28 protein-coding genes are annotated in these 26,631 nt (G+C 69.2%); 22 read left to right on the top strand and 6 right to left on the bottom strand.

Annotated features, from left to right (window positions below; all coding sequences use genetic code 11):
* Window positions 1-66 precede the first annotated feature (66 nt).
* The gene (locus F8178_RS15705) at window positions 67-888 is read right to left on the bottom strand and encodes an enoyl-CoA hydratase-related protein (protein WP_317495556.1); all 822 of its coding nucleotides are present in this window, start codon (window positions 886-888) and stop codon (window positions 67-69) included.
* A 382-nt stretch (window positions 889-1,270) separates the two neighbouring features.
* On the opposite strand from F8178_RS15705, the gene F8178_RS15700 reads away from it, so the two are divergent.
* The 3 genes from F8178_RS15700 (at window position 1,271) to F8178_RS15690 (ending at window position 4,479) form a co-directional block, all read left to right on the top strand.
* On the top strand, window positions 1,271-1,438 hold the full coding sequence (locus tag F8178_RS15700) for a DUF3117 domain-containing protein (RefSeq protein WP_317495555.1): 168 nt from the start codon (window positions 1,271-1,273) through the stop codon (window positions 1,436-1,438).
* 285 nt (window positions 1,439-1,723) lie between these two features.
* On the top strand, window positions 1,724-3,079 hold the full coding sequence (locus tag F8178_RS15695) for a leucyl aminopeptidase family protein (protein ID WP_317495594.1): 1,356 nt from the start codon (window positions 1,724-1,726) through the stop codon (window positions 3,077-3,079).
* Between the two features lie 143 nt (window positions 3,080-3,222).
* A complete protein-coding gene (locus F8178_RS15690; protein ID WP_396345626.1) occupies window positions 3,223-4,479 on the top strand; it encodes an MFS transporter in 1,257 nt (418 codons plus the stop codon).
* Here the strand turns inward: F8178_RS15690 and F8178_RS15685 are convergent.
* The gene (locus tag F8178_RS15685; protein WP_317495554.1) at window positions 4,476-5,132 is read right to left on the bottom strand and encodes an O-methyltransferase; all 657 of its coding nucleotides are present in this window, start codon (window positions 5,130-5,132) and stop codon (window positions 4,476-4,478) included. The two genes, F8178_RS15690 and F8178_RS15685, sit on opposite strands and share 4 nt — an antisense overlap.
* Before the next feature lie 201 nt (window positions 5,133-5,333).
* Here F8178_RS15685 and sigE point away from each other — a divergent pair, with 201 nt between their 5' ends.
* From sigE to tatB, 4 genes are all read left to right on the top strand, one after another.
* Window positions 5,334-6,026, top strand: a complete 693-nt coding sequence (gene sigE, locus F8178_RS15680) for an RNA polymerase sigma factor SigE (protein ID WP_317495553.1) — start codon at window positions 5,334-5,336, stop codon at window positions 6,024-6,026.
* Window positions 6,027-6,067: 41 nt separating this feature from the next.
* Window positions 6,068-6,520, top strand: a complete 453-nt coding sequence (locus F8178_RS15675; RefSeq protein WP_396345623.1) for an anti-sigma factor family protein — start codon at window positions 6,068-6,070, stop codon at window positions 6,518-6,520.
* Between the two features lie 106 nt (window positions 6,521-6,626).
* Complete coding sequence (locus F8178_RS15670) at window positions 6,627-8,192, top strand: trypsin-like peptidase domain-containing protein (protein WP_317495552.1); 1,566 nt, start codon at window positions 6,627-6,629, stop codon at window positions 8,190-8,192.
* Between the two features lie 92 nt (window positions 8,193-8,284).
* A complete protein-coding gene (tatB, locus tag F8178_RS15665) occupies window positions 8,285-8,701 on the top strand; it encodes a Sec-independent protein translocase protein TatB (RefSeq protein WP_317495551.1) in 417 nt (138 codons plus the stop codon).
* Between the two features lie 78 nt (window positions 8,702-8,779).
* Here tatB and F8178_RS15660 read toward each other — a convergent pair whose 3' ends face one another.
* Window positions 8,780-9,925 (bottom strand): Mrp/NBP35 family ATP-binding protein, encoded by a 1,146-nt coding sequence (locus F8178_RS15660; RefSeq protein ID WP_317495550.1) that lies wholly within the window; start codon window positions 9,923-9,925, stop codon window positions 8,780-8,782.
* A 264-nt stretch (window positions 9,926-10,189) separates the two neighbouring features.
* Between F8178_RS15660 and F8178_RS15655 the strand changes: the two genes are divergently transcribed.
* The 10 genes from F8178_RS15655 (at window position 10,190) to F8178_RS15610 (ending at window position 20,003) form a co-directional block, all read left to right on the top strand.
* Window positions 10,190-11,191 carry a slipin family protein gene (locus tag F8178_RS15655; RefSeq protein WP_317495549.1) on the top strand — a complete coding sequence of 334 codons (1,002 nt, stop codon included), beginning with the start codon at window positions 10,190-10,192 and terminating at the stop codon, window positions 11,189-11,191.
* Between the two features lie 98 nt (window positions 11,192-11,289).
* Window positions 11,290-12,495 (top strand): acyl-CoA dehydrogenase family protein, encoded by a 1,206-nt coding sequence (locus F8178_RS15650; protein ID WP_317495548.1) that lies wholly within the window; start codon window positions 11,290-11,292, stop codon window positions 12,493-12,495.
* Window positions 12,470-13,048 (top strand): hypothetical protein, encoded by a 579-nt coding sequence (locus F8178_RS15645; RefSeq protein ID WP_317495547.1) that lies wholly within the window; start codon window positions 12,470-12,472, stop codon window positions 13,046-13,048. Before F8178_RS15650 ends, F8178_RS15645 begins: the two co-directional genes overlap by 26 nt.
* 163 nt (window positions 13,049-13,211) lie before the next feature.
* Window positions 13,212-13,742, top strand: a complete 531-nt coding sequence (locus F8178_RS15640) for a general stress protein (RefSeq protein ID WP_317495546.1) — start codon at window positions 13,212-13,214, stop codon at window positions 13,740-13,742.
* 199 nt (window positions 13,743-13,941) lie between these two features.
* Entirely contained in the window at window positions 13,942-15,273 is a 1,332-nt protein-coding gene (locus tag F8178_RS15635; RefSeq protein WP_396345620.1) for an ABC transporter substrate-binding protein, read from the top strand.
* Between the two features lie 68 nt (window positions 15,274-15,341).
* Window positions 15,342-16,244 (top strand): sugar ABC transporter permease, encoded by a 903-nt coding sequence (locus F8178_RS15630; protein WP_317495592.1) that lies wholly within the window; start codon window positions 15,342-15,344, stop codon window positions 16,242-16,244.
* Window positions 16,241-17,086, top strand: a complete 846-nt coding sequence (locus F8178_RS15625; protein ID WP_317495544.1) for a carbohydrate ABC transporter permease — start codon at window positions 16,241-16,243, stop codon at window positions 17,084-17,086. The genes F8178_RS15630 and F8178_RS15625 overlap by 4 nt, the downstream gene beginning before the upstream one ends.
* Window positions 17,087-17,093: 7 nt before the next feature.
* Window positions 17,094-18,296, top strand: a complete 1,203-nt coding sequence (locus tag F8178_RS15620) for a sn-glycerol-3-phosphate ABC transporter ATP-binding protein UgpC (protein WP_317495543.1) — start codon at window positions 17,094-17,096, stop codon at window positions 18,294-18,296.
* A 95-nt stretch (window positions 18,297-18,391) separates the two neighbouring features.
* Window positions 18,392-18,895: a MaoC family dehydratase gene (locus tag F8178_RS15615; RefSeq protein ID WP_317495591.1), complete on the top strand. Its 504-nt coding sequence runs from the start codon at window positions 18,392-18,394 to the stop codon at window positions 18,893-18,895.
* Window positions 18,888-20,003: a DUF2332 domain-containing protein gene (locus tag F8178_RS15610; RefSeq protein WP_317495542.1), complete on the top strand. Its 1,116-nt coding sequence runs from the start codon at window positions 18,888-18,890 to the stop codon at window positions 20,001-20,003. Before F8178_RS15615 ends, F8178_RS15610 begins: the two co-directional genes overlap by 8 nt.
* 68 nt (window positions 20,004-20,071) lie before the next feature.
* Here the strand turns inward: F8178_RS15610 and F8178_RS15605 are convergent, their stop codons facing one another.
* Window positions 20,072-20,479, bottom strand: a complete 408-nt coding sequence (locus F8178_RS15605) for an NUDIX domain-containing protein (protein ID WP_317495541.1) — start codon at window positions 20,477-20,479, stop codon at window positions 20,072-20,074.
* A 150-nt stretch (window positions 20,480-20,629) separates the two neighbouring features.
* Between F8178_RS15605 and F8178_RS15600 the strand changes: the two genes are divergently transcribed.
* The 5 genes from F8178_RS15600 (at window position 20,630) to F8178_RS15580 (ending at window position 23,307) form a co-directional block, all read left to right on the top strand.
* Window positions 20,630-20,794: a hypothetical protein gene (locus F8178_RS15600; RefSeq protein WP_317495540.1), complete on the top strand. Its 165-nt coding sequence runs from the start codon at window positions 20,630-20,632 to the stop codon at window positions 20,792-20,794.
* Window positions 20,795-20,813: 19 nt separating this feature from the next.
* The gene (locus F8178_RS15595; protein ID WP_317495539.1) at window positions 20,814-21,380 is read left to right on the top strand and encodes a PH domain-containing protein; all 567 of its coding nucleotides are present in this window, start codon (window positions 20,814-20,816) and stop codon (window positions 21,378-21,380) included.
* A gap of 33 nt (window positions 21,381-21,413) precedes the next feature.
* The gene (locus tag F8178_RS15590) at window positions 21,414-22,301 is read left to right on the top strand and encodes a PHP domain-containing protein (RefSeq protein ID WP_317495538.1); all 888 of its coding nucleotides are present in this window, start codon (window positions 21,414-21,416) and stop codon (window positions 22,299-22,301) included.
* Window positions 22,298-22,921, top strand: coding sequence for a MarC family protein (locus F8178_RS15585; protein ID WP_317495537.1), 624 nt, complete (start codon window positions 22,298-22,300; stop codon window positions 22,919-22,921). The genes F8178_RS15590 and F8178_RS15585 overlap by 4 nt, the downstream gene beginning before the upstream one ends.
* A 128-nt stretch (window positions 22,922-23,049) precedes the next feature.
* Window positions 23,050-23,307 carry a hypothetical protein gene (locus tag F8178_RS15580; RefSeq protein ID WP_317495536.1) on the top strand — a complete coding sequence of 86 codons (258 nt, stop codon included), beginning with the start codon at window positions 23,050-23,052 and terminating at the stop codon, window positions 23,305-23,307.
* Between the two features lie 48 nt (window positions 23,308-23,355).
* Here F8178_RS15580 and F8178_RS15575 read toward each other — a convergent pair whose 3' ends face one another.
* Together F8178_RS15575 and F8178_RS15570 are read right to left on the bottom strand one after the other, a co-directional pair.
* On the bottom strand, window positions 23,356-24,606 hold the full coding sequence (locus tag F8178_RS15575) for a PQQ-binding-like beta-propeller repeat protein (protein WP_317495535.1): 1,251 nt from the start codon (window positions 24,604-24,606) through the stop codon (window positions 23,356-23,358).
* A 2-nt stretch (window positions 24,607-24,608) separates the two neighbouring features.
* On the bottom strand, window positions 24,609-26,282 hold the full coding sequence (locus F8178_RS15570; protein WP_317495534.1) for a DEAD/DEAH box helicase: 1,674 nt from the start codon (window positions 26,280-26,282) through the stop codon (window positions 24,609-24,611).
* Window positions 26,283-26,631 lie beyond the last annotated feature (349 nt).

Genomic DNA, 26,631 nt, shown 5'->3' with positions numbered 1-26,631 from the left:
CCGAAGGACTCCTTCGGTACCGGATATGTACCCAACGAGTCCTTCGGCTCGTCCTCGATGCGCCACCTACTGGCCGCTGAACGTGGGCTTGCGTTTGTTGACGAATGCGTCGACGGCCTCGCGGTGATCGGCAGTAGCGCCCAGTTCCGCCTGCGCTGCCTCCTCGGCGGCCAGCGCCTCGGTGAAGGTGCTGCCGCTGGCCGCGGCCAGCGTTTCCTTGATTTTGCGGTAGGCCACGCCCGGCCCCGCCGCGAGCTGTGCCGCCACTTGCTGGGCGCGGGAGACGACCTCGCCGTCGTCGACCACCTCGGAAACCAGCCCGATCCGCGCGGCCTCCTCGGCGTGCACCTTGCGGCCGAGCAGCATCAGCTCGAGCGCGCGGCCGTACCCGACCAGCCGCTGCAGTGTCCACGACGCGCCGGAGTCCGAGCCGAGGCCGACGCCTGCGAAGGCCATGACGAAGTTCGCCGAGCTCGACGCGATACGCAGGTCGGCCGCGTAAGCGAAGGCGGCTCCCGCACCCGCCGCCGAACCGTTGACCGCGGCGATGATCGGTTTCGGCATCGTCGCGATCGCCGTAGCGATCGGGTTGTAGTGTTCGGACACGGTACGCAGCGGGGCCGGGTCATCCGCCAGCAGCAGGTTGACGTGCTCCTTGAGGTCCTGGCCCGCGCAGAACGCCGCGCCCGCGCCGGTGAGCACCACGGCACGCACGTCGTCGTCGCGCGCCGCCGCGGTCAACTCGGCCAGCAGCCGCTCCTTCAACGCCACGCTCAGCGCGTTGTAGGAGGCCGGCCGGTTGAGCGTGATGGTGCGTACCCCCTCGGCGTCGGCCGTCGTGACGACGTCGGCATCCGGATTGGTGCTGGCGCCCGCCTCGGCTGTCACGTTGTTCCCTCCTGTCGGGTTAGCTGTGGTCGGTGCGAGGGCAGGTGACCGCCGGTAACACTGCCCGGAGATCCCCCGCGATCGCGCGTCTCGCGCCTGCCAGCTTGCCGCATCGCGGGTCCATGGGGAAACTCCTGTCCCGGGCCAGCCCTCCCCGCGCCGACTGTGAGCCGCATACCTGCACCGATATGGACCGGTTGGGGCCATCCACTTTCGCAGCGAGATCGACGATAGGGGACAATGGTGTAGTGAGGTTTCATTGGCGGGTGCGCGTGGGTGCGGGCGGACCGGCTTGGCCCCGTCCGCTCACCGAGCCTCGTCGACCCGGTTTGCTTTGGCGAGCGCGATCCGGGCGCGCTGGTTGATACGGAGGGAGCACGCTATGGCGGCCATGAAGCCCAGGACCGGAGATGGTCCCCTCGAGGTTGTGAAGGAGGGACGTGGTCTGGTGATGCGGGTACCGCTGGAAGGCGGTGGCCGGCTCGTGGTCGAGATTACGGCCGAGGAGGCCAAGGACCTCTGTGTCGCCCTGCAGGAGGCAACGGGGTAACCGAGCACGCATAGGGTCCCGGGAACACGGCAGGACAACGGCATAGGCAAACGAAGGGCGACGGTGTCGAGTTCGCATACGGTCGTCCCCCCGGTGCCGACCGCGTTACCCACCGTCCGCGTTACCGCGGCGCGTGGTGACGCGGACGCGATGCCATTGGCGGCGTTGGTCGCAGGGGCCGCGATCGCCGAGACGCGCGAGTCGGACGGTGGGGACAGTACGCAGGTGGTTGAGGTACCCGCGCCGTCAGGAGAGCACGGTGGAGCGCGCAGCTACCCGACGATCATGGCTCGTCTCGGTGCCCGTGGCGAGGCGGGCGAGGTGCGCCGGGTCAGTGACCCCTCGGTCGCCCCGCGCTGGCTGGTGAGTACCGGGGACGGCAGGCGGCACGAGTACCGCGAGACGGGCGCGGCATTGATCCGTGCCGTGGTGGCCGACGCCGAAGCGCAGGCCGTACCCGGGGATCGGTGGCGACCGGACATCGCCGTCGAGCTGCCGGACGATCTGGCGGCGGACGCGGTGGCCGATCTCGTCTACGGGGTGATGCTCGGGTCGTACCGCTACCGGGTTAGCGCGGCCGACCCCGCTCCGGTACCCGGGGTGTGGTTGCTCCTGCCCGGTGACGATGATGGTGACCGTGACGGCGTAGCGGATTACCGGGAGGCGGTGCGCCGCGCCGAGCGGCTCGCTACGGCGACGGGAGTGGCACGCGACCTGGCCAACGCCCCGTCGAACATCAAGACCCCGGATTGGCTCGCCCGCACCGCGCGAGAGCTCCTCGCCGAGGTCGCGCTCGACGTCACCGTGCGGGACGAGCGGTGGCTCGCCGAGTACGGTTTCGGGGGTGTCCTCGCCGTCGGCGGGGGATCCGCGAGCGCGCCACGCCTGATCGAAACCACCTACGAACCTCCGCAAGCGGCTACGCACCTCCTCCTGGTCGGCAAGGGCATCACCTTCGACACCGGGGGGATCTCGCTCAAACCAGCCGACGGTATGCACCTCATGCGCACCGATATGGCCGGGGGCGGTGCGGTGATCGCGGCGGTACGCGCGATCGCCGAGCTGCGGTTGCCCGTCCGTGTGACCGCGCTGGTGCCCGCCGCCGAGAACCACCTGTCCGGTTCGGCGTACCGGCCGGGCGATGTCGTTCGCCATTACGGCGGCCGCACCACCGAGATCGGCAACACCGACGCCGAAGGCAGGATCGTGCTCGCCGATGCGCTCGCCTACGGGATCGAACGGTTCGCGCCGGACGCGGTGGTCGATGTGGCAACGCTGACCGGCGCGATGAAGGTGGCTCTCGGTCTGCGGACCGGCGGTGTGTTCGCCACCGACAGTGGGCTGGCGCAGCGGGTGTGCTATGCGGGAGAGCTGGCAGGCGAGTCCTGGTGGAGCATGCCACTGCTCGACGCGCACGCCGATGCCGTCACCGGCGAGGTCGCCGACGTGAAGCAGACTCCGAGCGGGCCGGGCGGGATCACGGCCGCGCTGTTCCTCCGCGAGTTCACCAGCGGCCTCCCGTGGGCGCACCTGGACATCGCCGGACCGGCCAGGGCCGAGGACAGCTACCGCGAGGTGGTGCCGGGTGGCACCGGCTTCGGCGCCCGAACCCTTGTCGAGTTCGCCGCGAGTTACGCGTAACCGCGTACCCGGCTCGCCGGGCGAGCCGAAGGCCTCCTCCGGTGCGTATGCGGTACCCGGGGGTCCCTTCGGCTCACCCCACCGTGTCTGGTCCCCCACAATCACGGCGGCGCCGGCCGGTGCCGCGCTTACCATCGACGTTCGTGGTGTTCCAGGCCAGGCACGGTAGCCGCGCACGCGCGCGAGCGGGGACCGGCGTACGTCCCCGGACCGTGTCGGTGGCGGTGTTCGCCGCTGGGGTGGCCTCGTTCGCGCTGCTGTACGCGCCGCAGCCGGTGCTGCCGCAGATCGCCGCGGAGTTCTCGCTTGATCCCGGAACGGCATCGCTGGCGGTCACCGCCGCGACCGGCGGGTTGACGGTGGCCGTGTTACCTATCGCCATGCTGTCCGAACTCGTCGGCAGGCGTCCCGTGATCGTGGCCTCGCTCATCGGCTCGGTACTTCTCGGGCTGCTCATCCCGGTGGCCCCGACCTATCCCGCCCTGCTGGTCATGCGTGCCCTGCAGGGCGTGGCCATCGCAGGCTTCCCCGGGGTGGCCGCGGCCTACCTCGCCGAGCGGCTCGGTGCCAGGGCGGTGGCGGGAGCGGTGGGAGCCATGGTGGCTGGCAACACCATCGGGGGCATGCTTGGCAGGCTCGCCACCGGGATGAACGCCGACTGGCTCGGCTGGCGGGCCGGGCTGACGATCTCCACGCTGCTCTCGCTCGTCTGTGCGGGTGTAGCGGTGTTGGCGCTGGGGCGGATCGGCGACGGTCCGCAGCGTGCCACCGGCGGCAGTGCGCCGGGCTCGGCTGCCGCGGCGTTGCGGGGACTGGGCGCGGCGCTGGTGCGGCCGGTGCTGCTGGCGCAGTACTCGGTGGCGCTGCTGGGCATGGGCGCCTTCGTGGCGTTGTACAACGCCGCGGCGTTCCGGCTCACCGAGCCGCCGTTCGGTCTGGCGCCCGCGGTCGCCTCGCTGGTGTTCCTCGCCTACGCCATGGGCGCGGTGTCGTCGTCGCTGGCTGGCAGGTTGGTCGGGCGTTTCGGCAGGTACCGCTCGGTGGTTGGCGCGGTCGCGGTCATGGCGGCGGGAACCGTGATGACGGTCAGCGGCTCCATCGGCGTCGTCATCGCCGGGTTCGTGGTGCTGACCGGGGGCTTTTTCGCCGCGCACGCGGTCTCCAGCGGTTGGGCGGCGAGCGAGGCTCGCCCAGGAGGCAGAGGACAGGCCTCCGGGCTGTACACGCTCGCGTACTACCTCGGCAGCACCGTGGGTGGGACGGTGGGCAGCGTCGTGTTCGCCGTCGCGGGCTGGCGCGCGCTCGTCGCCGTGGTCGCCGCGTGGCTGGCCTGTGCCGTGCTGGCCGTCACCGCGGTTCACCGGTCGGGTGCGGCCGTGCCAGCGGACCGCCCGCGTTAGCCGTCGCCCGCGCGGGAGGCCACGAGCAGGCCGTCTGCCACGGGCAGCAGCACGGGTGCCAGCCGTTCGTCCTCGGCGACCGTACGGACGAGTTCGCGTAGTGCCTGCGTGCCGGGGTCACGGACGGTGGGATCGGCGAACCGGCCGTTCGCGTTGATCCCGTGGAAGGCGATGATTCCGCCGGGCCGCAGCAACGTGACACCGTGCTCGAAGTAGTGCGGGTACTCGACCTTAGCGGCGTCGACGTAGACCAGGTCGTAGCCGCCGGAGGCGAGCCGGGGCAATACGTCGACCGCCCGCCCTGCGATCAGCCGTGCCCTGCTCGTCGGGAAGCCCGCCCTGGTGAACGCGGCACGGGCAGCCGCATGGTACTCGGGTTCGATGTCGATCGAGGTGAGAACCCCGTCGCGCGCCATGCCCCGGAGCAGGTACAGCCCGCTCACCCCGACCCCGGTGCCGACCTCGACGGCGGCGCGCGCGCACAGCGCCGTGGCCAAGAACCGCAGTGTGGCACCCGCGTGTGACGGGGTGCACGGGCATCCCAGGTTGTCGGCCGCGGCACGCGCCGAGGCGAGCACGTCGTCCTCGGTCGGGTAGCCCTCGCTGTACTCAGCGAGACCGGCGATACCGGTTGCGGGGGTCCGGGGGTTCACACGTCGAGGTTAGCGGCATCACGGCGCGAAGTGGCGCAGACCCACCCGACCGTCGAACGAGGCAGCCGAGGTCGCCGTTCTCAGGGGTTTATCAGCTTGCTCTACGGGAAACCCCAGATGCCGCGGGCAGACTCGAATCGGATCGCTCGGGAACAACCGGCGGTGTACCCGCGTTACATACGGCAGTAGGGAGTACTCGTGATGAGGCTACCCACGGATCCCACCGGTACTGGTCGGACGACGAACGGAGATACGACGGACACCATGGCAACGGAGTCGACGTCGGGTACGACACCTGGTATGGCGACCGCGGCCGCGGCCGAAGGGGTGGCGGACTTCGACACGCTGGCGGACGGTACATGGACCCCGCCGACGTGGGACGAGGTCGTGCGTACCCACGCCAACCGGGTGTACCGGTTGGCCTACCGGCTCAGCGGCAACCCCTACGATGCCGAGGACCTCACGCAGGAGACGTTCATCCGCGTGTTCCGCTCGCTGGCGTCGTACAAGCCTGGGACGTTCGAGGGCTGGTTGCACCGCATCACTACCAACCTGTTCCTCGACATGGTGCGCAGGCGCTCCCGGGTGCGGATGGAGGGGTTGCCGGAGGACACCGACCGCGTCGTCGGTGACAACCCGAGCCCGGAACAGGTGTACTCCGACACGCACCTGGACCCCGACCTGCAGGCCGCGCTCGACGAGCTGCCGCCGGAGTTCCGGGCGGCCGTCGTGCTCTGTGACGTCGAAGGGCTTTCCTACGAGGAGATCGGCGCGACCCTCGGGGTGAAGCTCGGTACCGTTCGTAGCAGGATTCACCGTGGCAGGCAGGCACTGCGAGCGTCACTGGAACGGCGCAAAGCAGGCAAGGAACATGAGTCGAGGGTGACGGAATGACTGGGCTAGGAAGTGGCGTTGGACGAGGGTGGCATCGCAGGATGCGACTGCCGGCCTCGGCGTCGCGGCTGGGCTCCGGCTGGCAGCTTCCCGAGTCCCATCTGCTGCCCGACGCGGTCGTCGCGTTCGTCGACGGTGAGCTGTCCTTCGGCGCGCATCAGCGGGCGGCCGCGCATGTCGCGCAGTGTGCCAGCTGCGCGGGCGAGGTCGCCGCGCAGCGCCAGGCGCGCAGCGCCGTTCACGACGCGGACACCCCAGCCGCGCCCGCGGATTTGCTGGCCAACCTGCGATCGATTCCCGAACGCGCGGAGCTTCCCGCCGGGCCGGACAACATCGCGGTATCGGAGGATGGCCAGGTCGTGACCGTGCAGCGGCCCGAGCGCGGCACCGCGTTCGGCTCGGCGCCGCTGGGATCGAGCGCTCCGCTCGGCGCCGGCGACGGGCTGGGCGGCCGGCCGATCGGCCAAGGACGCTCCGCCGACGGGAAACGCTGACTTCACCCCAACGGGGAGAGACTAAAGTGTGCGGCGGGATGCGGGGACGCATCCCGCGTGTTGCCGTGTACCGGCGTCCTGGCCACGTAGCGTCTTCCGGGGAGCGATGAGCGACAGTCCGCATCACCAGCAGCCGAGCTCGGACGGGCGGGACCCGCAGGAGCGGGACGGCGAGCCGCGGCTGCCTCCCCGTCCGCTGCACAAGCCGGAGGTCGATCCGCAGGCGGCAGCCGTGTTCGGCAGGCCGGACGGGGTTCAGGGCAGTTTCGACACCGAACGCAAGCCCACGGCATCGCCGGACGGGGCTACGCGGGCGGTCGAGCCGCCCGCCGCGCCGCTGGCCGAAGCCTTCGGCAGGGAGCAGGGCGACGACGAGACGGTGTCGTTGCAGCGCCCCCCGCACGAAACGCGCCACGGTGACGGGAACGGCGCGGTCGGGTCGACACCCGAACCGCTCTGGTCCCACCTCGGCGATCCGTGGCGTGATCCGGGATCCGCGGCCGCGCTCGGCGGACCCGCGTTGCCCGCCGATGAGACGCGCGGCGGCGCGGACGGCGGACGCGCTGCCGGTGGGATGCTGAGCCTGTCCGAGGTGCTGTTCGGGAGGCGGGTGAAACCCGCGGCGTTGGCGGTGCTCAGCGCGCTCGCGTTGGTGCTTGGCTCGGTCGGCGGTGGTGTGGGTTGGTGGCTTGCCTCCACCGGCGATGAGCTCACCGGAGAGGTGACCATCGCCGAGGCGGACGCGGGCAAAGAACGGCCTGCGGGTTCGGTGGCCGATATCGTGCAGCGCGTCGCGCCCGCGGTGGTGTCGATCGAGGTCACCGCCGGGGCCGCAGGCGGGGTCGGCTCCGGCGTTGTCATCGATCCCGATGGGTACGTGATCACGAACCATCACGTCATCGCCGCCGCCGTCGACGACGAGGACCAGGACGTCACGGTGGTGTTCACGGACGGTACGCGCGGACAGGCGCGGGTGGTCGGCAGCGACCCGAAAACCGATCTCGCCGTGATCAGGGTCGACGTGAGCAACCCGACCGTCATCGAGATGGGGCGGTCGGAGGAATTGACGCCGGGCGACAGCGTGATCGCGATGGGCTCGCCGTTCGGCCTGGAGAACACCGTTACGCAGGGGATCGTCAGCGCCGTCAACCGGCCCATCACGGCACCGGGGCAGGGTGGGGATCCACCGGTGACCTACGACGCCATCCAGACCGATGCCGCGATCAACCCGGGAAACTCCGGCGGTGCCCTGGTGGATTCCACCGGGGCGTTGGTCGGGATCAACTCGCTGATCCGTACCAGCGACACCCAGGGTGAGGGCGGCAGTATCGGGCTGGGCTTCGCCATCCCGGTCGACGACGCTGTCGCGATCGCCGAGTCGCTGATCAGCGACGGGGCGGTGACGCACGCCCAGCTCGGCGTGCGTGCCGGCTCGGTGTCCTCGGGCAGCTCGCAGGGTGCGCAGGTGCGCGAGGTCGATGGTGACAGCGCCGCCGCCGAGTCGGGGATCGCCGAAGGGGATGTGATCGTCGAGGTCGGTGACCGCACCGTGCGGGACGCGGCCGAGCTGGTGGTTGCGGTGCGGCGGTACGAGCCGGGCGAGGTGGTGCCGGTGACGCTGGTGCGGGACGGCCGTCAGCTCACGGTCGATGTCACACTCGATAGTGATTGATCCGTCAGCGACACCTGCCAGTGCGCTGACCGCTGGAAACGTTCGCACCCGTCGCGGTAGGCTGTGCTCGACGCACGGCAGGAGGAGTTCGGGTGTTCAGCAGCATCGGCTGGGGCGAGATCCTGGTGATCCTCGTGGTGGGCCTGTTCGTGCTCGGCCCGGAGCGGTTGCCGGAAGCCATGGCATGGCTCGGTCGCGGTGTCCGCAAGGTGCGGGAGTTTGCCAATGGCGCGCGGGAGCAGCTGCGCCGCGATCTCGGGCCGGATTTCGAGGAGTTCCGCAAGCCCTTGGCGGAGCTGAACGAACTGCGCAACTTCCACCCCAAGCGAGCGGTGCGGCAGCACCTGTTCGACGGGGACTCGGACCCGCTCGGTCTGCGTGAGCTGGATCGCGCCGATGGCAGGTCGACGCGTTCACCGGCGGTGAGCGGGAGCAACGGCGGTAGCCGCGGCGTCGCGCAATCGCTGGAGCAGGGGGAACGTCCCCCGGTCGATCCGGACGCGACGTAGACACCTCACCGGCGGCTGGTGCGTGCCGTAGCGCGCACTCCCGCGCACCACGCCCGTGTTCAGGCCCTGGACACGGTGTCAGTTGCCCGCGGGGGAGAGGTTCAGCATCTTCCCAGCGAGGCCGCGAGCACGGGTGGACAGCGCCTTGGCGGACTCCCGCAGCACCACCGAGGCGGTGGCTTCCGGTTCGGCGAGCACCAGGGGGGTGCCGGAGTCGCCCTGCTCACGCAGCCTCGGGTCCAGCGGCACTTGGCCGAGAAGCGGGACCTCGGCGCCGACGGCCTTGGTGAGCGAGTCGGCGACCGACTGCCCACCACCGGAGCCGAACAGCTCCATACGGCTACCGTCCGGGGCCTCGAACCAGGACATGTTCTCGATCACACCGGCGATCCGCTGGCGCGTTTGCAGCGCGATCGCGCCAGCGCGCTCGGCGACCTCCGCCGCGGCCTGCTGTGGCGTGGTGACCACCAGGATCTCGGCGTTGGGGATGAGCTGCGCCACCGAGATGGCGATGTCGCCGGTACCGGGTGGCAGATCGAGCAGCAGGACGTCGAGGTCACCCCAGAAGGCTTCCGCGAGGAACTGCTGCAGCGCACGGTGCAGCATCGGCCCGCGCCACACCACCGGCGTGTTGCCTGGGGTGAACATGCCGATCGAGATGACCTTTACCCCGTGGGCCTGCGGGGGCATGATCATGTCCTCGACCTTGGTGGGCTTCTCCCCTGCACCGAGCATACGCGGGATGGAGTGACCGTAGATGTCGGCGTCGACGACGCCGACCGACAGGCCACGCTGGGCCATGGAGACCGCCAGGTTCACCGTGACGCTGGACTTGCCGACCCCGCCCTTGCCGGAGGCCACGCAATACACCCGCGTCATCGAGCCCGGCTGGGCGAACGGGATCTCCGGTTCGGCCGCGTCGCCCTTGAGCGAGCGGCGCAGCTCCGCACGCTGCTCGTCGGTCATCACGTCCAGCTCGACCTGCACGTCACGGACCCCGTCGAGCCCGCCGACGGCCTCCTTGGTGTCGTTGGTGATCTTCTCCTTGAGCGGACAGCCCGCCACCGTCAGGTAGATGCCCACCGTCACCGTGCCGTCGGCGGCCACGTCGATGTCCTTGACCATGCCGAGCTCGGTGAGCGGCTTGTTGATCTCGGGGTCCTGCACGGTCGCGAGCGCGCCGCGCACGTCCTCGTCGGTGGGTAGCTGTTGCGTGGTGGTCACGGGAAGGACCTTCTTCGCTCGGGTGTCTGCCTGGTTACGTCCTCGCTCCCATGCTACGGGTTCACGGCCCGGCATCGCCGCAGGCGTGCGCCACGTGCACCACGTCACGCCGCACGTCGCGGGGTAGGTGCCGGCCGGGCACGGGATGCCCGATCGATCGTGCTCCGTTCGGCGGCCGATGGCGGAAAAAGTAGCCGGTACCCGTCCGAAGCGGCGTAGCATCGGGGGCGACGGAACGTTCTCGTCGGAGAGCGGGTGACCGCGATGGAGACAGTGTTTCTGACGGTGATCCTGGTCGTGCTCGGGCTCGCGCTGGTGGGGAGCTCGGGACTGCGGATCGTGCGGCAGTACGAGCGTGGACTGGTGTTCCGGTTCGGCCGGGTGAACGGGACGCCGCGGCAGCCGGGACTGCACGCGATCATCCCCGGCGTGGATCACATGCGGAAAGTCAACATGCAGATCGTCACGCTGCCGATTCCCGGCCAGGACGGCATCACCCGGGACAACGTGACCGTCCGCGTCGACGCCGTGGTGTACTTCAAAGTCATCGACCCTGTCCAGGCGGTCGTGAGTGTGGAGAACTACCGCTACGCGGTCGGTCAGGTGGCGCAGACCAGCCTGCGCAGCATTATCGGCAAGAGCGACCTTGATGACCTGCTGTCCAGGCGGGAGGAGCTCAATCAGGGGCTGGAACTGATGATCGACAGCCCGGCCGTGGGATGGGGTATCCACATCGATCGGGTCGAGATCAAGGAAGTGTCGCTGCCCGAGACGATGAAGCGGGCCATGTCCCGGCAGGCCGAGGCCGAGCGGGAGCGCAGGGGCCGGGTCATTTCGGCTGAAGGCGAGCTGCAGGCTTCCGAGAAGCTGTCCCAGGCCGCCGCGCAGATGGCCGACACACCTGGAGCGTTGCAGCTGCGTCTGCTGGAGACGGTGGTCGAGGTGGCTGCCGAGAAGAACTCGACGTTGGTGTTGCCGTTCCCCGTCGAGCTGCTGCGCTTCCTGGAGTCCAACACCAGAAGTGACTCGAAGGCGGGCACGGCGCTGCGCGAGGCCGTCGAGAGTGCGCAGCAGGCAGCCGAGCAGCTGGAGCGCGGTGAGTCCCAGGCAGCGGGCAAGGGGCGGTCCCTGACGTCGTCGGCGACCTCCGGTGACGCGGAGGGCTCGTCACCCGCATCCGGCGACGGCCCAGAGGGCCGGGCGGAGTCGGCGAGCCAGGCAAGCACCGGGGGCGAGCACGGCGAGCAGGTGGAACAGCGGGCGTGACGGGCGGCACGCCCGCTGACCAACCCCCACGACGTCGCCTGCATCGGCGGGCGCGGGATACTGCACGGTAGCCGAGCCGACGTCGACGAGGAGTGCAGATGGCCCGCCTTGCCCAGACCCCAGGACTGACCGAGGTGCAGTCCGAGATCCTCGCCACGGTGCGGGACTTCGTCAACGCCGAGATCATTCCGCATGCCCAGGAGCTCGAGCACGCGGACAGCTATCCAGGAGAGATCGTCGAGGGGATGAAGGAGATGGGCCTGTTCGGGCTCACCATCCCCACCGAGTACGGGGGGCTGGGGGAATCGCTGCTGACGTACGCGCTCGCGGTCGAGGAGATCGCGCGTGGCTGGATGAGCGTGTCCGGCGTGATCAACACTCACTTCATCGTCGCGCACATGATCGCCCGGTACGGCACGGAGGAGCAGAAGCAGCGGTTCCTGCCGCGGATGGCCACCGGCGAGGTTCGGGGCGCGTTCTCCATGTCCGAACCCGACCTGGGCTCCGACGTCGCGGCGATCAAGACCAAGGCCAGACGCGACGGCGATGAGTACGTCATCGACGGCAGCAAGATGTGGCTGACCAACGGGGCCACGGCGAACCTCGTTGCGGTGCTGGCGCGGACCGAGGAGGGCGCGGACAAGCCCCACAAGAACCTCACGACGTTCCTGGTGGAAAAGCCAGAGGGCTATGGCGAGGTCGCCCCTGGCCTGACGATTCCCGGCAAGATCGACAAGATGGGCTATAAGGGAGTCGACACCACCGAGGCGTACTTCGACGGCTACCGGATCGGTGCTGATGCCGTGCTGGGGCAGGCTCCCGGGCGGGGGTTCGCCTACATGATGGACGGCATCGAGGTCGGCCGGGTCAACGTGGCCGCGCGGGCCTGCGGCATCGCCATCCGGGCGTTCGAGCTGGCGATCGAGTACGCGCAGCAGCGGCGGAGTTTCGGCAAGCCGATCGCCGAGCACCAGGCGATCGCCTTCAAGCTCGCCGAGATGGCCACCAAGGTGGAAGCCGCGCACCAGATGATGGTCAACGCCGCCCGGATGAAAGACGCCGGGCAGCGCAACGACGTCGAGGCTGGCATGGCCAAGCTCATCGCGAGCGAGTACTGCGCGGAGGTCACCCAGGAGGCGTTCCGTATCCACGGTGGCTACGGCTACTCCAAGGAGTACGAGATCGAGCGGCTGATGCGGGAGGCGCCGTTCCTGCTCATCGGGGAGGGCACCAGCGAGATCCAGAAGACCATCATCAGCAGGGGGTTGCTCCGGGAGTATGGTGCGCACACGTCGCACAGCTGAGGCTGAGACGGCCACTGCGCGTGGCGCGCTCGCAGGCGTGTTCACCGTGTCGGTCGCGCTGCTCGTCACCGCGTGCGGTACGGCGACGGGCGGCTGCCCGGATCCGGGTGATGCCGAGCTCACCGCCCACGCGACCGCACCTGCCGATCGGGAGGACATCGATGACAGCCAAGGGGGTGAGGCAGGCGAGCCCGGTGCGGTGGACGAGGATGTGCTCGCGCAGCGGCAGCGCGAGCTCGACGAGCTGATCGCCGGCGCGCCCGAGCTGTTCGCCGACGAGGAACCGGAGCCCACCGAGCAGGCCGTTGCGGTCGCCGAGGAGCTGGCCGGGACGGTTGTCGCGGGCGGTGACGGCGAGCCCGAGGTGACGGTGGTTGCGGTCGCGGTGGACGCCGATGAACGGCTCGCCGACCTGCGCGCGTCCTCGCTGGCCGGGTTGCTGGCCGAACACGGGGTCGCGGAGTCGCGGCTGAACACCGAGGTCGTCGCCGAGGGTGACGGCGCGACGGACGAAGCCGGGCAGCCGGTACGGGTGCTGCTCGCGGTGAGGTGACGACGTGTGAGCATGCGAACGTGCGGGGCATGCCCCGCGGGAGTGATGGTGTCGACATCGTGACCGCCTGTCGAGTCGAGTTACGCTCGGTAGGAGGGGTAGATAACCAGGTGGAGGTCGGTGTGTTGGCTGCCAGGCCTCAACCGCCGCAAGAGGTGATGCAGTGACGAACCCGTTCTCGCCCGCAGGGCGCACGCCCGCGGGACACCCACGATTGCCGACGCCGCCGACGGGGTGGCCGATCGGCAGTTACGACACGTACGAGGAAGCGCAGGGCGCGGTCGACTACCTCGCGCGCAACGACTTCCCCGTCGCGGATGTGACCATCGTCGGTGTGGATCTCATGTTGGTCGAGCGCATCGTCGGCAAGCTCTCCCTGGTCAAGGTGCTGGGAACGGGCGCGATGACCGGTGCGTGGTTCGGTTTGTTCATCGGGTTGCTGCTGAGCCTGTTCGGCGCCGCCGAAGGGGTGGACTACACCCCGCTGGCGGTCGGCGTGACCGCGGGCGTGCTGTTCGGGCTCACCTTTGCGGCCATCAGTTACGTCTCCACCAAGGGACGGCGCAACTTCTCCTCATCGAGCCAGCTCGTGGCCGCTCGCTACGACGTGCTGTGCCAGCCGAGGCATGCCGAGCAGGGGCGCGACCTGCTCGCCAGGCAAGCGCTCGGGCCGTCGGCCCCACCGCGGGCGTGACCGAGCGTGGCGCGTTGCGCCATCCGGTTACTTGTCGCCACGGCCCGGTTGCGCGGGGTGCGCGGCGGAACTAGATTTCACTCTCCTGAGCGCCGGTGACATGCCGGTGCGACGTCGGTGAGGCACGGCGTGGCGCGGCCGGTGGCCGCCCGCGCCATGGGCGTGGGGTGCGCGAGCCGGACCGGGAGGTTGCGTGGGGATGTACCGGCAGGGCAGCTTCCCCGGTCGAGCGCGGCCCCGGACCCGGTGGTGCGCCGTGCTCGGTGTCACCGTGACGGCAGCGGCGATCGTGGCGGCGTGTGCGACGCGCGCGGAACACCGCATCACCGTGTACTACGCCCCCGAGGAGAACTTCCCGACCGTCATCGAGCGGTGCGCGGACGCGTTGGGCGAGGGGTACGAGCTCGCGTACCGGCAGCTGCCGCGCGACGCCGACGGGCAACGTGAGCAGCTGGTGCGCAGGCTCGCGGCGGGCGACTCCGATCTCGACATCCTCGGGCTGGACGTCACCTGGGTCCCGGAGTTCGCCGAGGCCGAGTGGATCGAGGAGTGGACCGGCGATCATGCCGAGCGTGCCACCGAGGGCGTGCTGGATGCCCCGCTGGAGACCGCGCGATGGGACGGCGCGCTGTACGCGGCCACCAAGAACACCAATGTGCAGCTGCTCTGGTACGACGAGGCCCTCACCCCGGAGCCGCCGGAAACCTGGGACGAGATGCTCAAGATGTCGGCGAAGCTCGCCGAACGGGGTGAGCCGCATCAGATCCTGTTCACCGGGGCCCAGTACGAAGGGCTGGTGGTGCAGTTCAACACGATCGTGGCGTCCCTAGGGGGACGGATCATCTCCGAGGACGGCAGGCGCGTGGTGATGGATGAGCAGGTGGTGGCGGGCCTCGAACTGCTCGCCAGGGTGGCCTCGTCCGGCCTCACCCATCCCGCGCTGATCACCGCCCAGGAGGAGGACGTGCGGCACGCTTTCGAAGCCACCGACAGCAGGGCGGCGTTCCAGATGAACTGGCCGTACGTCTACGCGGCGATGCGGGAGGGCAATCCGGAGCGCTTCGAGACCATGAGGTGGACCACCTATCCCGCGGTCCGCGAGGGTGAACCCGCACGGACCACTATCGGCGGGTACCACATCGCGGTCAGTTCCTTCTCGCAGCACACCGACGAGGCGTTCGAGGCAGCACTGTGCCTGCGTAACGTGGAGAACCAGAAGTTCTCCGCGATCCATGACGGCGTGCCGCCCACCATCGAGGCGCTCTACACCGACGACACGCCGCTGGATCCGAGCCGCCCGGTCGACCAGGCGGACAACCCCAGCATGGCCACCGCGTACCCGATGCGCGAGACGATTCTCGAGGCGCTCAGGGACGCGGCGGTGCGCCCGTTGACGCCCGCGTACCAGAACGTTTCCACCGTCACGTCGCGCATCCTCTCCCCTGTGGACAGGTTGGACCCGGAGGCCGCTGCGCAGCGCCTCAACGACGAGCTGTCCGACGCGCTGGAGCTGCGGGGGGTCCTGCCGTGACTGTCCATGGCACCCGCCGGTTCGCCAGCGAGCAGCCACGGCAGGGCGGGGATCGTACCGGGTCGGCCGTGCATCCAACCCCGGAACTCGGCGCGGGAAAGCGGGCGGAACGCAGGCTCGCGTTCTGGCTGTGCGCCCCGGCGGTGCTCGTCATGCTGGCGGTGGCGGCCTGGCCGATCATCTACTCGGTCTGGCTCTCACTGCAACAGTACGACCTGCGGTTCCCCGAGGAGCGGGAGTTCGTCGGCCTGACCAACTATGTCGCGGTACTGGGCAACCGGTACTGGTGGACGGCCTTCGGGGTCACCATGCTGATCACGGTCGCGCAGGTCGCCATCGGCTTCGTGCTGGGCATGGTGCTGGCGCTGATCATGCACAAGGCAGTGATCGGGCGCGCGGTGGTGCGTACCGCGGCGTTGGTGCCGTACGGGATCGTCACCGTTGTGGCCGCGTTCTCCTGGTACTTCGCCTGGCACACGGACACCGGTTACCTGACACGGCTGCTGGGGCCGGACGCGGCTCCGCTGACCGACTTCTGGTCCGCGTTGGTGATCATTATCGGTGCCGAGGTGTGGAAGACGACCCCGTTCATGGCGTTGCTGCTGCTGGCCGGTCTGGCCCTGGTGCCGGACGACCTGCTCAAGGCTGCCTCGGTAGACGGGGCGAACGCGTGGCAGCGGTTCACCAAGGTGATGCTGCCGGTGATGAAGCCAGCGATCTTGGTGGCGCTGCTGTTCCGCACGCTCGACGCGTTCCGCGTCTTCGACAGCATCTTCGTGCTGACCGGTGGCCAGCACGACACCGCGTCGGTGTCGATGCTGACGTACACGAACCTGCTCGCCGGATTGAACCTGGGTATCGGCTCTGCCATGTCGGTGCTGGTGTTTCTCACCGTGGCGATCATCGCGTTCGCCTTCATCAAGCTGTTCGGTACCGCGGCGCCGGGCAGCGGTCGGGGAGCCGGGCGATGACGGCGCCGTGGCTCTCGGGCGCTGCCGGGAGGAAGGTGCGCTGGACGCTGATCGATATCGCCGTGGTGGCCTACGCGCTGGTTCCCGTGCTGTGGATCGCGTCGCTGTCGTTGAAGACCCCGGCGACGTTCGGGGACGGGAACTTCGTCCCGCGTGAGGTGACGCTGGACAACTACGTGGAGATCTTCAGTACCACGCTGTTCACCCGTGCGTTGATCAACTCGATCGGTATCGCTGGGATCGCGACGGCCATCGCGGTGGTGATCGGCGCGATGGCCGCCTACGCGGTCGCACGGCTCGACTTCCCCGGCAAGCGGGCGCTGATCGGGGTCTCGTTGTTGATCGCGATGTTCCCGCAGGTCTCGTTGATCTCGCCGCTGTTCGAGATCGAGCGCCGGCTCGGCCTGTTCGATACTTGGCCGGGGTTGATCCTGCCGTACGTGACTTTCGCGTTGCCGCTGGCGATATATACGCTGTCGGCGTTCTTCCGTGAGATCCCTCGCGAGTTGGAACGAGCGGCGATGATCGACGGCGCCACACCCGCGCAGGCGTTTCGCAAGGTCGTGGTTCCCTTGGCGGCGCCGGGGATGGTGACCACGGCGATCCTGGTGTTCATCTTCGCGTGGAACGACTTCCTGTTCGCGATCTCGCTGACCTCGACGGAGGCGGCCAGGACGGTTCCGGCTGCGTTGGCCTTCTTCACGGGAGCGGCGCAGTTCGAGGAGCCGACCGGCACCATCTCGGCCGCCGCCGTCGTGATCACGATCCCGATCGTGGTGTTCGTGCTGACTTTCCAGCGCCGCATCGTCGCGGGGCTGACCTCCGGAGCGGTGAAGGGGTAGGACAACGATGGCGACGATCGAGCTGGACCGGGTGACCAAGCGGTTCGACGACGGCGCGGTGGCCGTGTCCGGGATCGATCTCGAGGTGACCGACGGCGAGTTCGTGATCCTCGTCGGGCCGTCGGGGTGTGGCAAGTCCACGACGCTGAACATGGTCGCGGGGCTAGAGGACATCTCCGCAGGGGAGCTGCGGATCGACGGTGTCCGGATGAACGAGCGCGCGCCGCGCGACCGGGACGTCGCGATGGTGTTCCAGTCGTACGCGCTGTACCCCCACATGAGCGTGCGGGAGAACATGGCCTTCCCGCTGCGGCTGGCCAAGCGCGACGACGCGACGGTGCGGCGCGCGGTGTCCGAGGCCGCCGAGCTCCTCGACCTGTCCGAACACCTGGACCGCAAGCCCGCAGCCCTCTCGGGCGGGCAGCGCCAGCGGGTGGCCATGGGAAGGGCCATCGTCCGGGATCCGAAAGCCTTCCTCATGGACGAACCGCTGTCCAACCTGGATGCCAAGTTGCGGGTGCAGATGCGGACTTCGGTGTCCCGTCTGCAGCGGAAGCTGGGGACGACGACGCTGTACGTCACTCACGACCAGACCGAGGCGCTGACGCTCGGGGACCGGGTGGTGGTGATGCGGGATGGTCACGTACAACAGATCGGCTCCCCACAGCAGCTCTACGATCACCCAGCCAACCTGTTCGTGGCAGGGTTCATCGGCTCGCCCGCGATGAACCTGATGCCTGCCGAGCTCGCGGACGGCGCGCTGCACGGTCCGTTCGGCAGTGTCACCCTGACCGGCAGGCTACGCGCCGCGACCGAGCGGCGCGATCCCGCGCGGGGTGCAGCGGGGGTCGTTGTGGGGCTGCGGCCGGAGCACCTGGCCGATCACGCGCCCTCGGATCCGGAGGTGCTGCGGCGTGCGGTGACGCTCACGGCCCCGGTCGATGTCGTGGAGACGGTGGGCTCGGACAAGTACGCGCACGTCGAGCTTCCCGAGCAGCCGGGTCCGGCGGCCCCGGTCGCCGCCGAGACCGGCACGGCGAGAATCGATCGGCAGGGCACGCAGCTCGTCGCCCGGCTGCCCGGCTCGTCGGGGGTGAGGGCGGGGGAGGTCGCCGAACTGTGGTTCGATGCCGATGCGGTTCAGCTTTTCGATCCGACCACAGGGGCCAACCTGAGCGCGCCGTCGCGTGCGGCTCCCGGCGTGGCGTGACCTCGCTCGCAGCTCGGGGCGGGCCGGGCGCTGTGGTGATCGGATCGGGCAGCATGATGGGGCGATCGGCCACCGACGAGCAAGGAGGCAATGGCGTGCAGTTCGGTCGTTACTACGAGGAGTTCGAGGTCGGCGCGGTATACAAGCACTGGCCGGGTAAGACGGTGACCGAGTACGACGATCACCTGTTCTGCTTGATCACCATGAACCACCATCCGCTACACCTCGACGCCAACTACGCAGAAGAGACCACCGACTTCGGCAAGAACGTCGTCGTCGGCAACTACATCTACTCGCTGCTGCTCGGTATGTCGGTGGCCGACGTCTCGGGCAAAGCGATTGCCAACCTCGAGGTCGCCTCGCTGAAGCACCTGAAACCGACCTTCCACGGCGATACGATCTACGGCGAGACCGAGGTACTGGACAAGACGCCCTCCAGCTCCAAGGACGACAGGGGTGTGATCTCCGTGGAGACACGCGGGTACAAGCAGGACGGCACCGTGGTGTGTACCTTCCAGCGCAAGGTGATGGTGCCGAAGCGCTCCTACGGCGAGGCCCGTGGTGGGGAGCAGCCAGGACGGCCGGTGCCCCATGAGTAGCGAGCGGCTCGCCGAGCTCGCCGAGCGGCTGCGACGGTTCGCCGAGAACGAAGCGGCAGGCTGGTCCCCGCTGTACGAGCACCTCGCCGCGCAGGCCGCCGACGACGAGGACATCGCCGGGCTGCTCACCGCCGCGCCCGCGGAGCAGGCCCGACCCACCTTGCTGTTCGCGGCCGCCCACCGGCTGGTGCAGGCCGAGCCGTTGCACCCGCTGTCGCGCTACTACCCCACACTGGGGGGATTCGACGGGGTGGATCGGGAGACGTGGCCGCTGTTCCGGGAGTTCCTGCTGGAGCGCGCCGAGCGGGCAAGGGAGCTGATAGCGCACCGGCGCACGCAGACCAACGAGGTGGGCAGGGCCGCCCTGCTCTACCCCGCGGTGGCGCTCGCGGCGAAGGAGGCAGGCGGTCCCGTGGCGCTGCTCGAGGTGGGCTGCAGCGCGGGGCTGCTGCTGGGGATGGACCGGTTCTCCTACCGATACCTGTGCGACGGCGGGGAGCAGCTCACCGCGGGACCCGCGAAGGCGAGCGTCGGCTTGCACTGTTCGCTGGAGTTCGGTAGCGCCGGGATGCCGCACCTGCCCAAGAAGTTGCGCATCGGGGCGCGCATCGGGCTGGACAGCCATCCTGTCGACGCCACAGACGAGGAGGAGTTGGCCTGGCTGGAGGCCTGCGTCTGGGCAGACCAGCCGGAACGCGCCAGGCTGCTCCGCACTGCGGCCCACGAGCAACGCAAGCACCCCGTCGAGCTCGTCGCCGGGGACGCGGTGGCCGATCTGGGCGCCACGGCGGCACGCCTGCCCGCCGAGCTGCCGCTGGTGGTGATGACCAGTCACACACTGCCCTACCTCCCGGAACAGCGGCGCGAGGAGTTCCTTGCCGAGCTGACACGGCTGGCAGGTGAGCGCCCGCTGTGGTGGGTCAGCGAGGAGAACTACGAGGTTGGCCTCGAACACGTCAGTGGGCAGCGCGAAGACCTGGCCTATGACCGTACCGCGCAGTGCACCCTGGGCGTGGTGCGCTGGTCCGGCGGCTCCCCGCGGGCGAGCATCCTGGCCACGACGGCGCCGCACGGGCAGCGGATGACCTGGCTGCTGGAGCCTGTGTAAGCCTGGGACGGTTGCCCTCCTCACGGGTACGGTCAACGCGCGGACTGCGGTTCGCGGCTGCCGGTCGATCACCCCCGCGGGAGCGCATCCCAGGAACGTAGGGCGTCGGTCAGGCCGTCGACGAGCAGGCCGTCCCGGTCCATTCGTCGGTACTCGGCTGCGGAGATCCAGCGTGCGTCGGCGGCGTCGTCGCCCGCACGGAGCAGCCCGCCCGTGCGGCGGCAGACGTAGTCGACGATTTCGAACTGACCCCTGGTCACGGTGCCGAGTAGCGCGCCGGGGCAGACGTCGAGCCCCGTCTCCTCGCGCAGCTCCCGCACCAGCGCCTTGGCGTCGGATTCACCGGGGTGTACGCGTCCGCCGGGGACCGACCACAGCCCTTCGCCCGGGTCGGTCGCCCGCTTGATCAGCAGGATCCTGCCCGTGTCGTCGTAGACAACGCCGCCGACACAGCGGATGATGGCATCATGCATCATAGTAAAAACAGAGAGTAGTCAGCAGGGATTGATCGTGGGAGATGTTGCCCCAAGCGCGGGACTTTCCTCCCGTGCAGCCGCTGAGTGCGGTACAACGATACTGTTTGCTCCGTTAGCCACGTGTGACGAGAGAGACGAGGTTCGATCGCCGTGAAAGCGAAGAAGGTCGCAATCATCGTTGGTGGTCTACTCGTGCTGTTCTTCGTGATGTCGCAGCCAGGCAGCGCCGCCATGATGGTCCACAGCATCCTCGGCATGCTCCAGAGCGCCGCCGAATCGCTGATCACGTTCGTCAGCACGGTGTTCAGTCCGTGATCTGAGACACTACATATCTATGTTCTCGCCTCGCGACCCGGATGAGTACCTGCTCGACACCGAGCGACGCGTCGTGCGCGTTCGACGGCACTGGGCATCGCTGATCTGGGACAGCTTCGAGGCGGCGGCGCTGCTCGCCGTCGCCGTGATGATCTCGTACGTGTTGCCGCCCACCGAATGGGCCGTCTACGTGCACAACGTCCTCTGGTACGCGGCGCTGTTCGTGGTGTTGCGCTTCGTGTACCAGATCATGCTCTGGTGGGCGGAGAACATCATCGTTACCGACAAGCGGTTCATCATGACCAGGGGCATCATCACCACGAAGGTGCTGATGATGCCGATCGGCAAGGTGACCGACCTGACCTACAAGCGTTCACCCGCGGGACGGATGTTCGGGTACGGCACGATGATCCTGGAGTCCGCGGGGCAGATCCAGGCACTCAACCACATCGACTACCTCCCCAACCCGGAGGAGTTCTACGACGCCATTTCCGAGCTGGTGTTCGGCGACAAGAAGAAGCAGGCGGAGTCGTTCTCGATGACGAAAGCCAAACGGCTGGCGGCCGGTAAGAAGCTGGTCGGCTGAGGCGGCCTCCCCACGATCGGGGACACTACTTGCGTGACCCACTCCGACCTCCGTATCGATCTGCACGCGCACTCCACCTGCTCCGACGGCACCGACACCCCGAGCGAGCTGCTGCACGCCGCTGCGGCAGCTGGTCTTGATGTCGTCGCGCTGACCGATCACGACACCACGGCAGGCTGGGAAGCAGCGCGGGCCAGCGTGCCCGCTGGCCTGACGTTGGTACCGGGCATGGAGTGGTCATGCGCGTGGCACCACCGCACCGGTCGTGCCGTGAGCGTGCACCTGCTGGCCTACCTGTTCGATCCCTCGGCGGATGCCATGCTCGCCGAGCAGCGGCGGTTGCGCACCGAACGTAGGCGCAGGCTGCACACGATGGCCGCGCGGATGACCGACGACGGGCTGCCGGTGGATCCGGAGCGGCTGCTCACCCAGCTTGACGCCGACCTCCCGGTTGGACGACCCCACCTCGCGCGGGTCCTGGTCGACGCCGGGGTGGCGACCTCGATCGACGACGCGTTCGCTCGCTATTTGACCAGCAGCCGCCGGTACTACGTGCCTCGCGAGGACACCCCGGTGGAGCAGGCGATCGAGATGGTGGCCGCGGCAGGGGGTGTGAGCGTGCTGGCGCACCCTTTCGCGTACCGGCGTGGGCCGACCATCGACGCGGACGCGATCACCGGGCTCGCCGCGCTCGGCCTCACCGGCATCGAGGTCGATCACCCGGATCACGACGGCGAAGCCAGGCAGGAGTTGCGTGCGCTTGCCGCCAAGCACGACCTGCTGGTGACCGGTTCCAGCGATTACCACGGCGCGAACAAGCCGATCCCGATCGGTGCCGAGACCACCGACCCAGCGGTGCTGGCGGAGCTGTGTAGCCTGGCGCGTGGCAGCACGGTCAGCATGGGGGAGGGTAGGCGGTGAACCTCGAGGTCATCGACCTGACGATATACGCGACCGCCACCATCACGTTGTTCGTGATCATCGATCCGCCGGGCACGATCCCGCTGTTCCTCAGCCTCACGGGACGGAAGTCGCAGTCGGCCAGGGCCCGTGCGGCATGGCAGGCCACGCTGGTCTCGCTGGTGGTCATCACGGTGTTCGCGGTGGCGGGGCAAGCGATCCTCAGCTATCTCGGTATCGGTATCCCCGCGCTGCAGGGAGCGGGTGGCCTGCTGCTGTTGCTGGTGGCGCTCGACTTGTTGACCGGTAGGGAGAGTGCCCAACCACAGGCCTCGGAGGACGTCAACGTCGCGCTCGTTCCGCTGGGCACGCCGTTGCTGGCAGGCCCTGGCGCGATCGCGGCGACCATCGTGTTCGTGCGGCAGGCCGAGGGAGCTCTCGCGGCCTACACCGCGCTGGCGCTGGCGATCGTCACCGTGCACATCATCCTGCTGCTGTGCCTGCGCTACTCCGGGGTGATCATCCGGTTGATCAAGGAAAGCGGGATCACACTGGTGGCCAAGATCGCGGGGTTGCTGGTCGCGGCGATCGCCGTGCAACTGATCGCCGATGCGGTACGTGGCTTCGTGACCGGCGCGTGAGCGCGGATCCGACGGTGATGCGGCCGCGTCCGGCTGTAACCCCGTCCGTCGAGCCGGGGGCGGTGTGCGGCTAGGGTGAGCTCGACAGGCGAGACGTCCCGGATGCGAGCGCTGGGGGGTGGAAACCGTTGCGCGCGGTGGCAGGCACGCTGGCGTCCGGGTTGTTGCTGCTGGGGATCGCGCTCGTGCTGGTCGACGCCGCCGATCTCGCCCCGGGGGTGTCCCAGCTACGCCCGTCGATGCTGGCGGCGCACCTGGTGGGCGGGTTGGTCGCGCTGGGGACGGCGGTGTTCGCCGAGTACACCTACGGCCCGCGTTCCCAGCTGGCCGCCGCGGGATCGATCGTGATCGTGGCGCTGATCGTGGGTGTGGCCTGGTTCGGCTAGCGTGCTCGCCGCCCGCGTGCGTGGCAGCCCGCACAGGCGTCACGACGCCTAGCGCAGCGCGACCAGCTCGTCCCCGCGTTGCTCGAGCAACACCGGTCCGGTCGCGGCCAACCGGACGGGGCCGGCGTAGGCGCCCCTGTCGACGTTGATCGTGCGGGTGGCCTCGCCGGTCTCCTCGTCGATCACCGCGAGTCCCCCCTCGATGGGTACCAGCAGCTCACCGGCGAACGTGGTGCCCGTGCCGAGCGTGCCCGGCAGTGTCCAGCGTGGCTCGAGCTCGTGCTCGGTCAGCGCGATGGTGCCCGAGCCGGTGAACCAGTACACGCCTGCCTCCGTGCGAGCCGTCGCCGCCGCCATACCGTGCGGATCGCCCGCCAGATCGCCTTCCGGCAGTTCCAGCTCGTACTCGGCGTGCCGCTCGCCGTCTGGGGTGTACACCACCAACCGCTGGTGCTCGCCGACGGCGACGGCCGTCCAGCCTGCCTCGGCAGCCGACAGCGCGACCACCTGGGCCGACTCGCCGTCGAGGAGCTCGCTGAACAGCACGTCCGGTTCCTCGCTGCGCAGTTCGTCGTCCACCTGATGAGTGGTGGCGACCAGCGTGAGGCGCTCCGCATCGTCCTCGGGACACCGCTCCACGACGCCCACTTGGCCTGCAGCGACGGCGACCGAGCCGTAGCGGCAGTCCGGGCGCGGCTGCCTTCCGGGATGGGCAGGGGCGGGAACGTCGCCGTACTCCATGGTGCGCACCAGATCCTGCGACCACGCGTTCAACAGCGTGGGTCCCGCGGCGACCAGATGGGAACCGTCGCTGAGCAGCCGGATCTCACTGTCGGCTTCGCCGGTGCGCTGCGCGGTCCTGTTCCCCGTCCGCCCGTCGAGCTGCGTGACCTCGCTGCAGTGCTCACCCTTGCGGTAGGCGGCGGTGACCTCGCCGTCGACCGCGATCACCGAACACAGCGCCAGGTCGCGCCGGTAGCTCCAGCGGTGTTCCCCTGTCCGCGCGTCGCGGCCGACCACGACACCGTCACCTGCGGTGATGGCGGTGCCACCCACGGCCACCGGTTCGACTGTGGCTCCGCTCGATGCGTTCCATAGCTCGGTGAACGAATCCGGAACGGCTTCCGGCTCCTCCAGCGACGGGGCTGGTTCGGTGGCGGTGCGTTGCTCCGTCGCGGCGCTGTCGCTGGTGATCCACACCACGCCCGCCGCGGCAGCGGCCAGCACGGCAACGGCCACGGCGGCCACCCTGTCCCGCGGCCGGGTCCAAGGGGAGCGGCGCGAGCGCGGTCGTGCCACCGCTACTCCGTGGTGGACCCGGTCGATCGTGTCGACGGTGCCGCGTTGTCTTGCCCGCTCCGCGTGCGGCGACGCCTCCGCCTGCTCCCCGCCGCCGAGGAGTGACCTTCGGCGCGGTCCCGTGACGTGGACTGGGCGCTCGCCGCACCGCCACCGTTCCGGGATCCGCTCCGTGTGCGGCGCCGCCGCCGCGACGAACCGTCATCCGCCGAGCCGGTGGCCTGGTCACGTTGCTCCGTCGTGGCCGAGCCCGCCGAGCGTCCACCGCCCCTGCCGCGCCGACGCCCGCGCCCGCCGTCGGCACGCTTGCCTGCGCCGGGGGAGCGCCCGTCGTCGTCGGAGTACTCGGCTCCCAGACCCGCACGGTGACGGGCCGACAGCGGCAACCTCCCCGTGGCATCGGAAGGGATCCCGAGCTCGGCGTACAGGTGAGGGGAGGTGGAGTAGGTCTCCTGCGCCTGTGGGATACCGAGACCGAGCGTGTCGGAGATCAGCTTCCAGCGGGTTTCCTCGTCCCAGTCGACCAGCGTGATGGCCACGCCCGTCTTGCCTGCCCGGCCGGTGCGCCCGATCCGGTGGACGTAGGTCTTGTCGTCGTCCGGGGTCTGGTAGTTGATTACGTGGGTCACGTCGTCCACGTCGATGCCGCGTGCCGCGACATCGGTGGCGACCAGCACATCCACCTTGCCGGAACGGAACGCGCGCAGCGCCTGCTCCCTGGCGCCCTGTCCGAGGTCACCGTGCACGGCCGCCGCGGCGAAGCCACGTTCCGACAGGTCGTCGGCCACCTTCTGCGCGGTACGCTTCGTCCTGGTGAACAGCATGGTCAGGCCGCGGCCCTCCGCCTGCAGCACGCGGGCGACGAGCTCCGGCTTGTCCAGCGCGTGGGCGCGGTAGACGAACTGCTTGGTCCGCTCGTGCACCGCAGCCGTCTCACCCTGCTCGGCGTGAATGTGGGTGGGCTTGTCAAGGAACGTGCGGGCCAGCGTGATGATCGGATCCGGCATCGTCGCCGAGAACAGCATCGTCTGCCGCTTCTCGGGCACCATGGTCAGGATGCGTTCGATGTCGGGGAGGAACCCGAGATCGAGCATCTCGTCGGCTTCGTCGAGTACTAGACAGGACAGCTTGCCCAGCACCAGGTGGCGCTGCTCGGCGAGGTCGAGCAGCCTGCCGGGGGTGCCGACCACGATGTCCACGCCCTCGCGGAGCGCCTCGATTTGTGGTTCGTACGGCCTACCGCCGTAGATCGCCAGCGTGCGGACGTCGTGATACTTGCCCGCCTCGGTGAGATCGTGGGTGACCTGCAGGCACAGCTCGCGGGTTGGGACGACGACCAGGGCCCGCGGGGTCCCGTCGCCGGGCAGCTCCAGCTGCTCGAGAACCGGCACGCCGTAGGCGAGGGTCTTGCCCATGCCGGTGCGCGCTTGCCCGATCACATCCTCGCCGCGAAGCGCCAGCGGCAGCGCCAGCTGCTGGATCGCGAAGGTGCGCTCGATGCCGGTTTCGGACAGTGCCTTGACGAGCTCGGGGGAGACACCGAGCTCGGCGAACGTCGGTGCTTCGACAGCGTCCTCGGTGCTCTCGGTGCTCGCCTCGAGCGACGGTGCCGGGTCGGGTTCGGCAGCGCCGGATGTGCTGTGTTCCGGGGTATGAGGGTCAGGTGTATTGTTCATTGTCGCGGTCAGTGCGATCGCCTCTCTCGTTCCAGCGCGCACAATCGCAACCCTGGCCGGTTGCACCCGCGGAATACCGTGGAGTACCACTGCCACATCTCGCCCGTGACCCATCCCACCGTCGCGGAATGTCGGGCGGTGCTGCTCGCCGGGCGGGGAAATCCCCTGGATGTGCACGCACCATACGTTGTGCATCGCCGTACGGTTCCACCGCAGCGCACCCGCGCCCGCGGCGACACGGCGCCATCCCCCAGCATAGGCGCAGGGCCGCGGTTCCGTGTTAGGGCGATGCTCGTTCTCACAATCGCTATGGAGTGTACCCCGTCGCCGTCGAGTTCACAGGCAGCGG

This window comes from Haloechinothrix sp. LS1_15 (genome assembly GCF_033042135.1).
In the GTDB taxonomy this organism is placed as follows: Bacteria; Actinomycetota; Actinomycetes; order Mycobacteriales; family Pseudonocardiaceae; genus Haloechinothrix.
This window is presented reverse-complemented; position numbering and strand designations above follow the sequence as displayed.

Coding starts and splice junctions, on each gene's coding strand:
- F8178_RS15700 (WP_317495555.1), top strand. CDS start 1,271: ATGGCGGCCATGAAGCCCAGGACCGGAGATGGTCCCCTCGAGGTTGTG.
- F8178_RS15695 (WP_317495594.1), top strand. CDS start 1,724: ATGGCTCGTCTCGGTGCCCGTGGCGAGGCGGGCGAGGTGCGCCGGGTC.
- sigE (WP_317495553.1), top strand. CDS start 5,334: ATGAGGCTACCCACGGATCCCACCGGTACTGGTCGGACGACGAACGGA.
- F8178_RS15675 (WP_396345623.1), top strand. CDS start 6,068: ATGCGACTGCCGGCCTCGGCGTCGCGGCTGGGCTCCGGCTGGCAGCTT.
- F8178_RS15670 (WP_317495552.1), top strand. CDS start 6,627: ATGAGCGACAGTCCGCATCACCAGCAGCCGAGCTCGGACGGGCGGGAC.
- F8178_RS15655 (WP_317495549.1), top strand. CDS start 10,190: ATGGAGACAGTGTTTCTGACGGTGATCCTGGTCGTGCTCGGGCTCGCG.
- F8178_RS15650 (WP_317495548.1), top strand. CDS start 11,290: ATGGCCCGCCTTGCCCAGACCCCAGGACTGACCGAGGTGCAGTCCGAG.
- F8178_RS15645 (WP_317495547.1), top strand. CDS start 12,470: ATGGTGCGCACACGTCGCACAGCTGAGGCTGAGACGGCCACTGCGCGT.
- F8178_RS15635 (WP_396345620.1), top strand. CDS start 13,942: ATGTACCGGCAGGGCAGCTTCCCCGGTCGAGCGCGGCCCCGGACCCGG.
- F8178_RS15625 (WP_317495544.1), top strand. CDS start 16,241: ATGACGGCGCCGTGGCTCTCGGGCGCTGCCGGGAGGAAGGTGCGCTGG.
- F8178_RS15620 (WP_317495543.1), top strand. CDS start 17,094: ATGGCGACGATCGAGCTGGACCGGGTGACCAAGCGGTTCGACGACGGC.
- F8178_RS15610 (WP_317495542.1), top strand. CDS start 18,888: ATGAGTAGCGAGCGGCTCGCCGAGCTCGCCGAGCGGCTGCGACGGTTC.
- F8178_RS15605 (WP_317495541.1), bottom strand. CDS start 20,479: ATGATGCATGATGCCATCATCCGCTGTGTCGGCGGCGTTGTCTACGAC.
- F8178_RS15595 (WP_317495539.1), top strand. CDS start 20,814: ATGTTCTCGCCTCGCGACCCGGATGAGTACCTGCTCGACACCGAGCGA.
- F8178_RS15570 (WP_317495534.1), bottom strand. CDS start 26,282: ATGAACAATACACCTGACCCTCATACCCCGGAACACAGCACATCCGGC.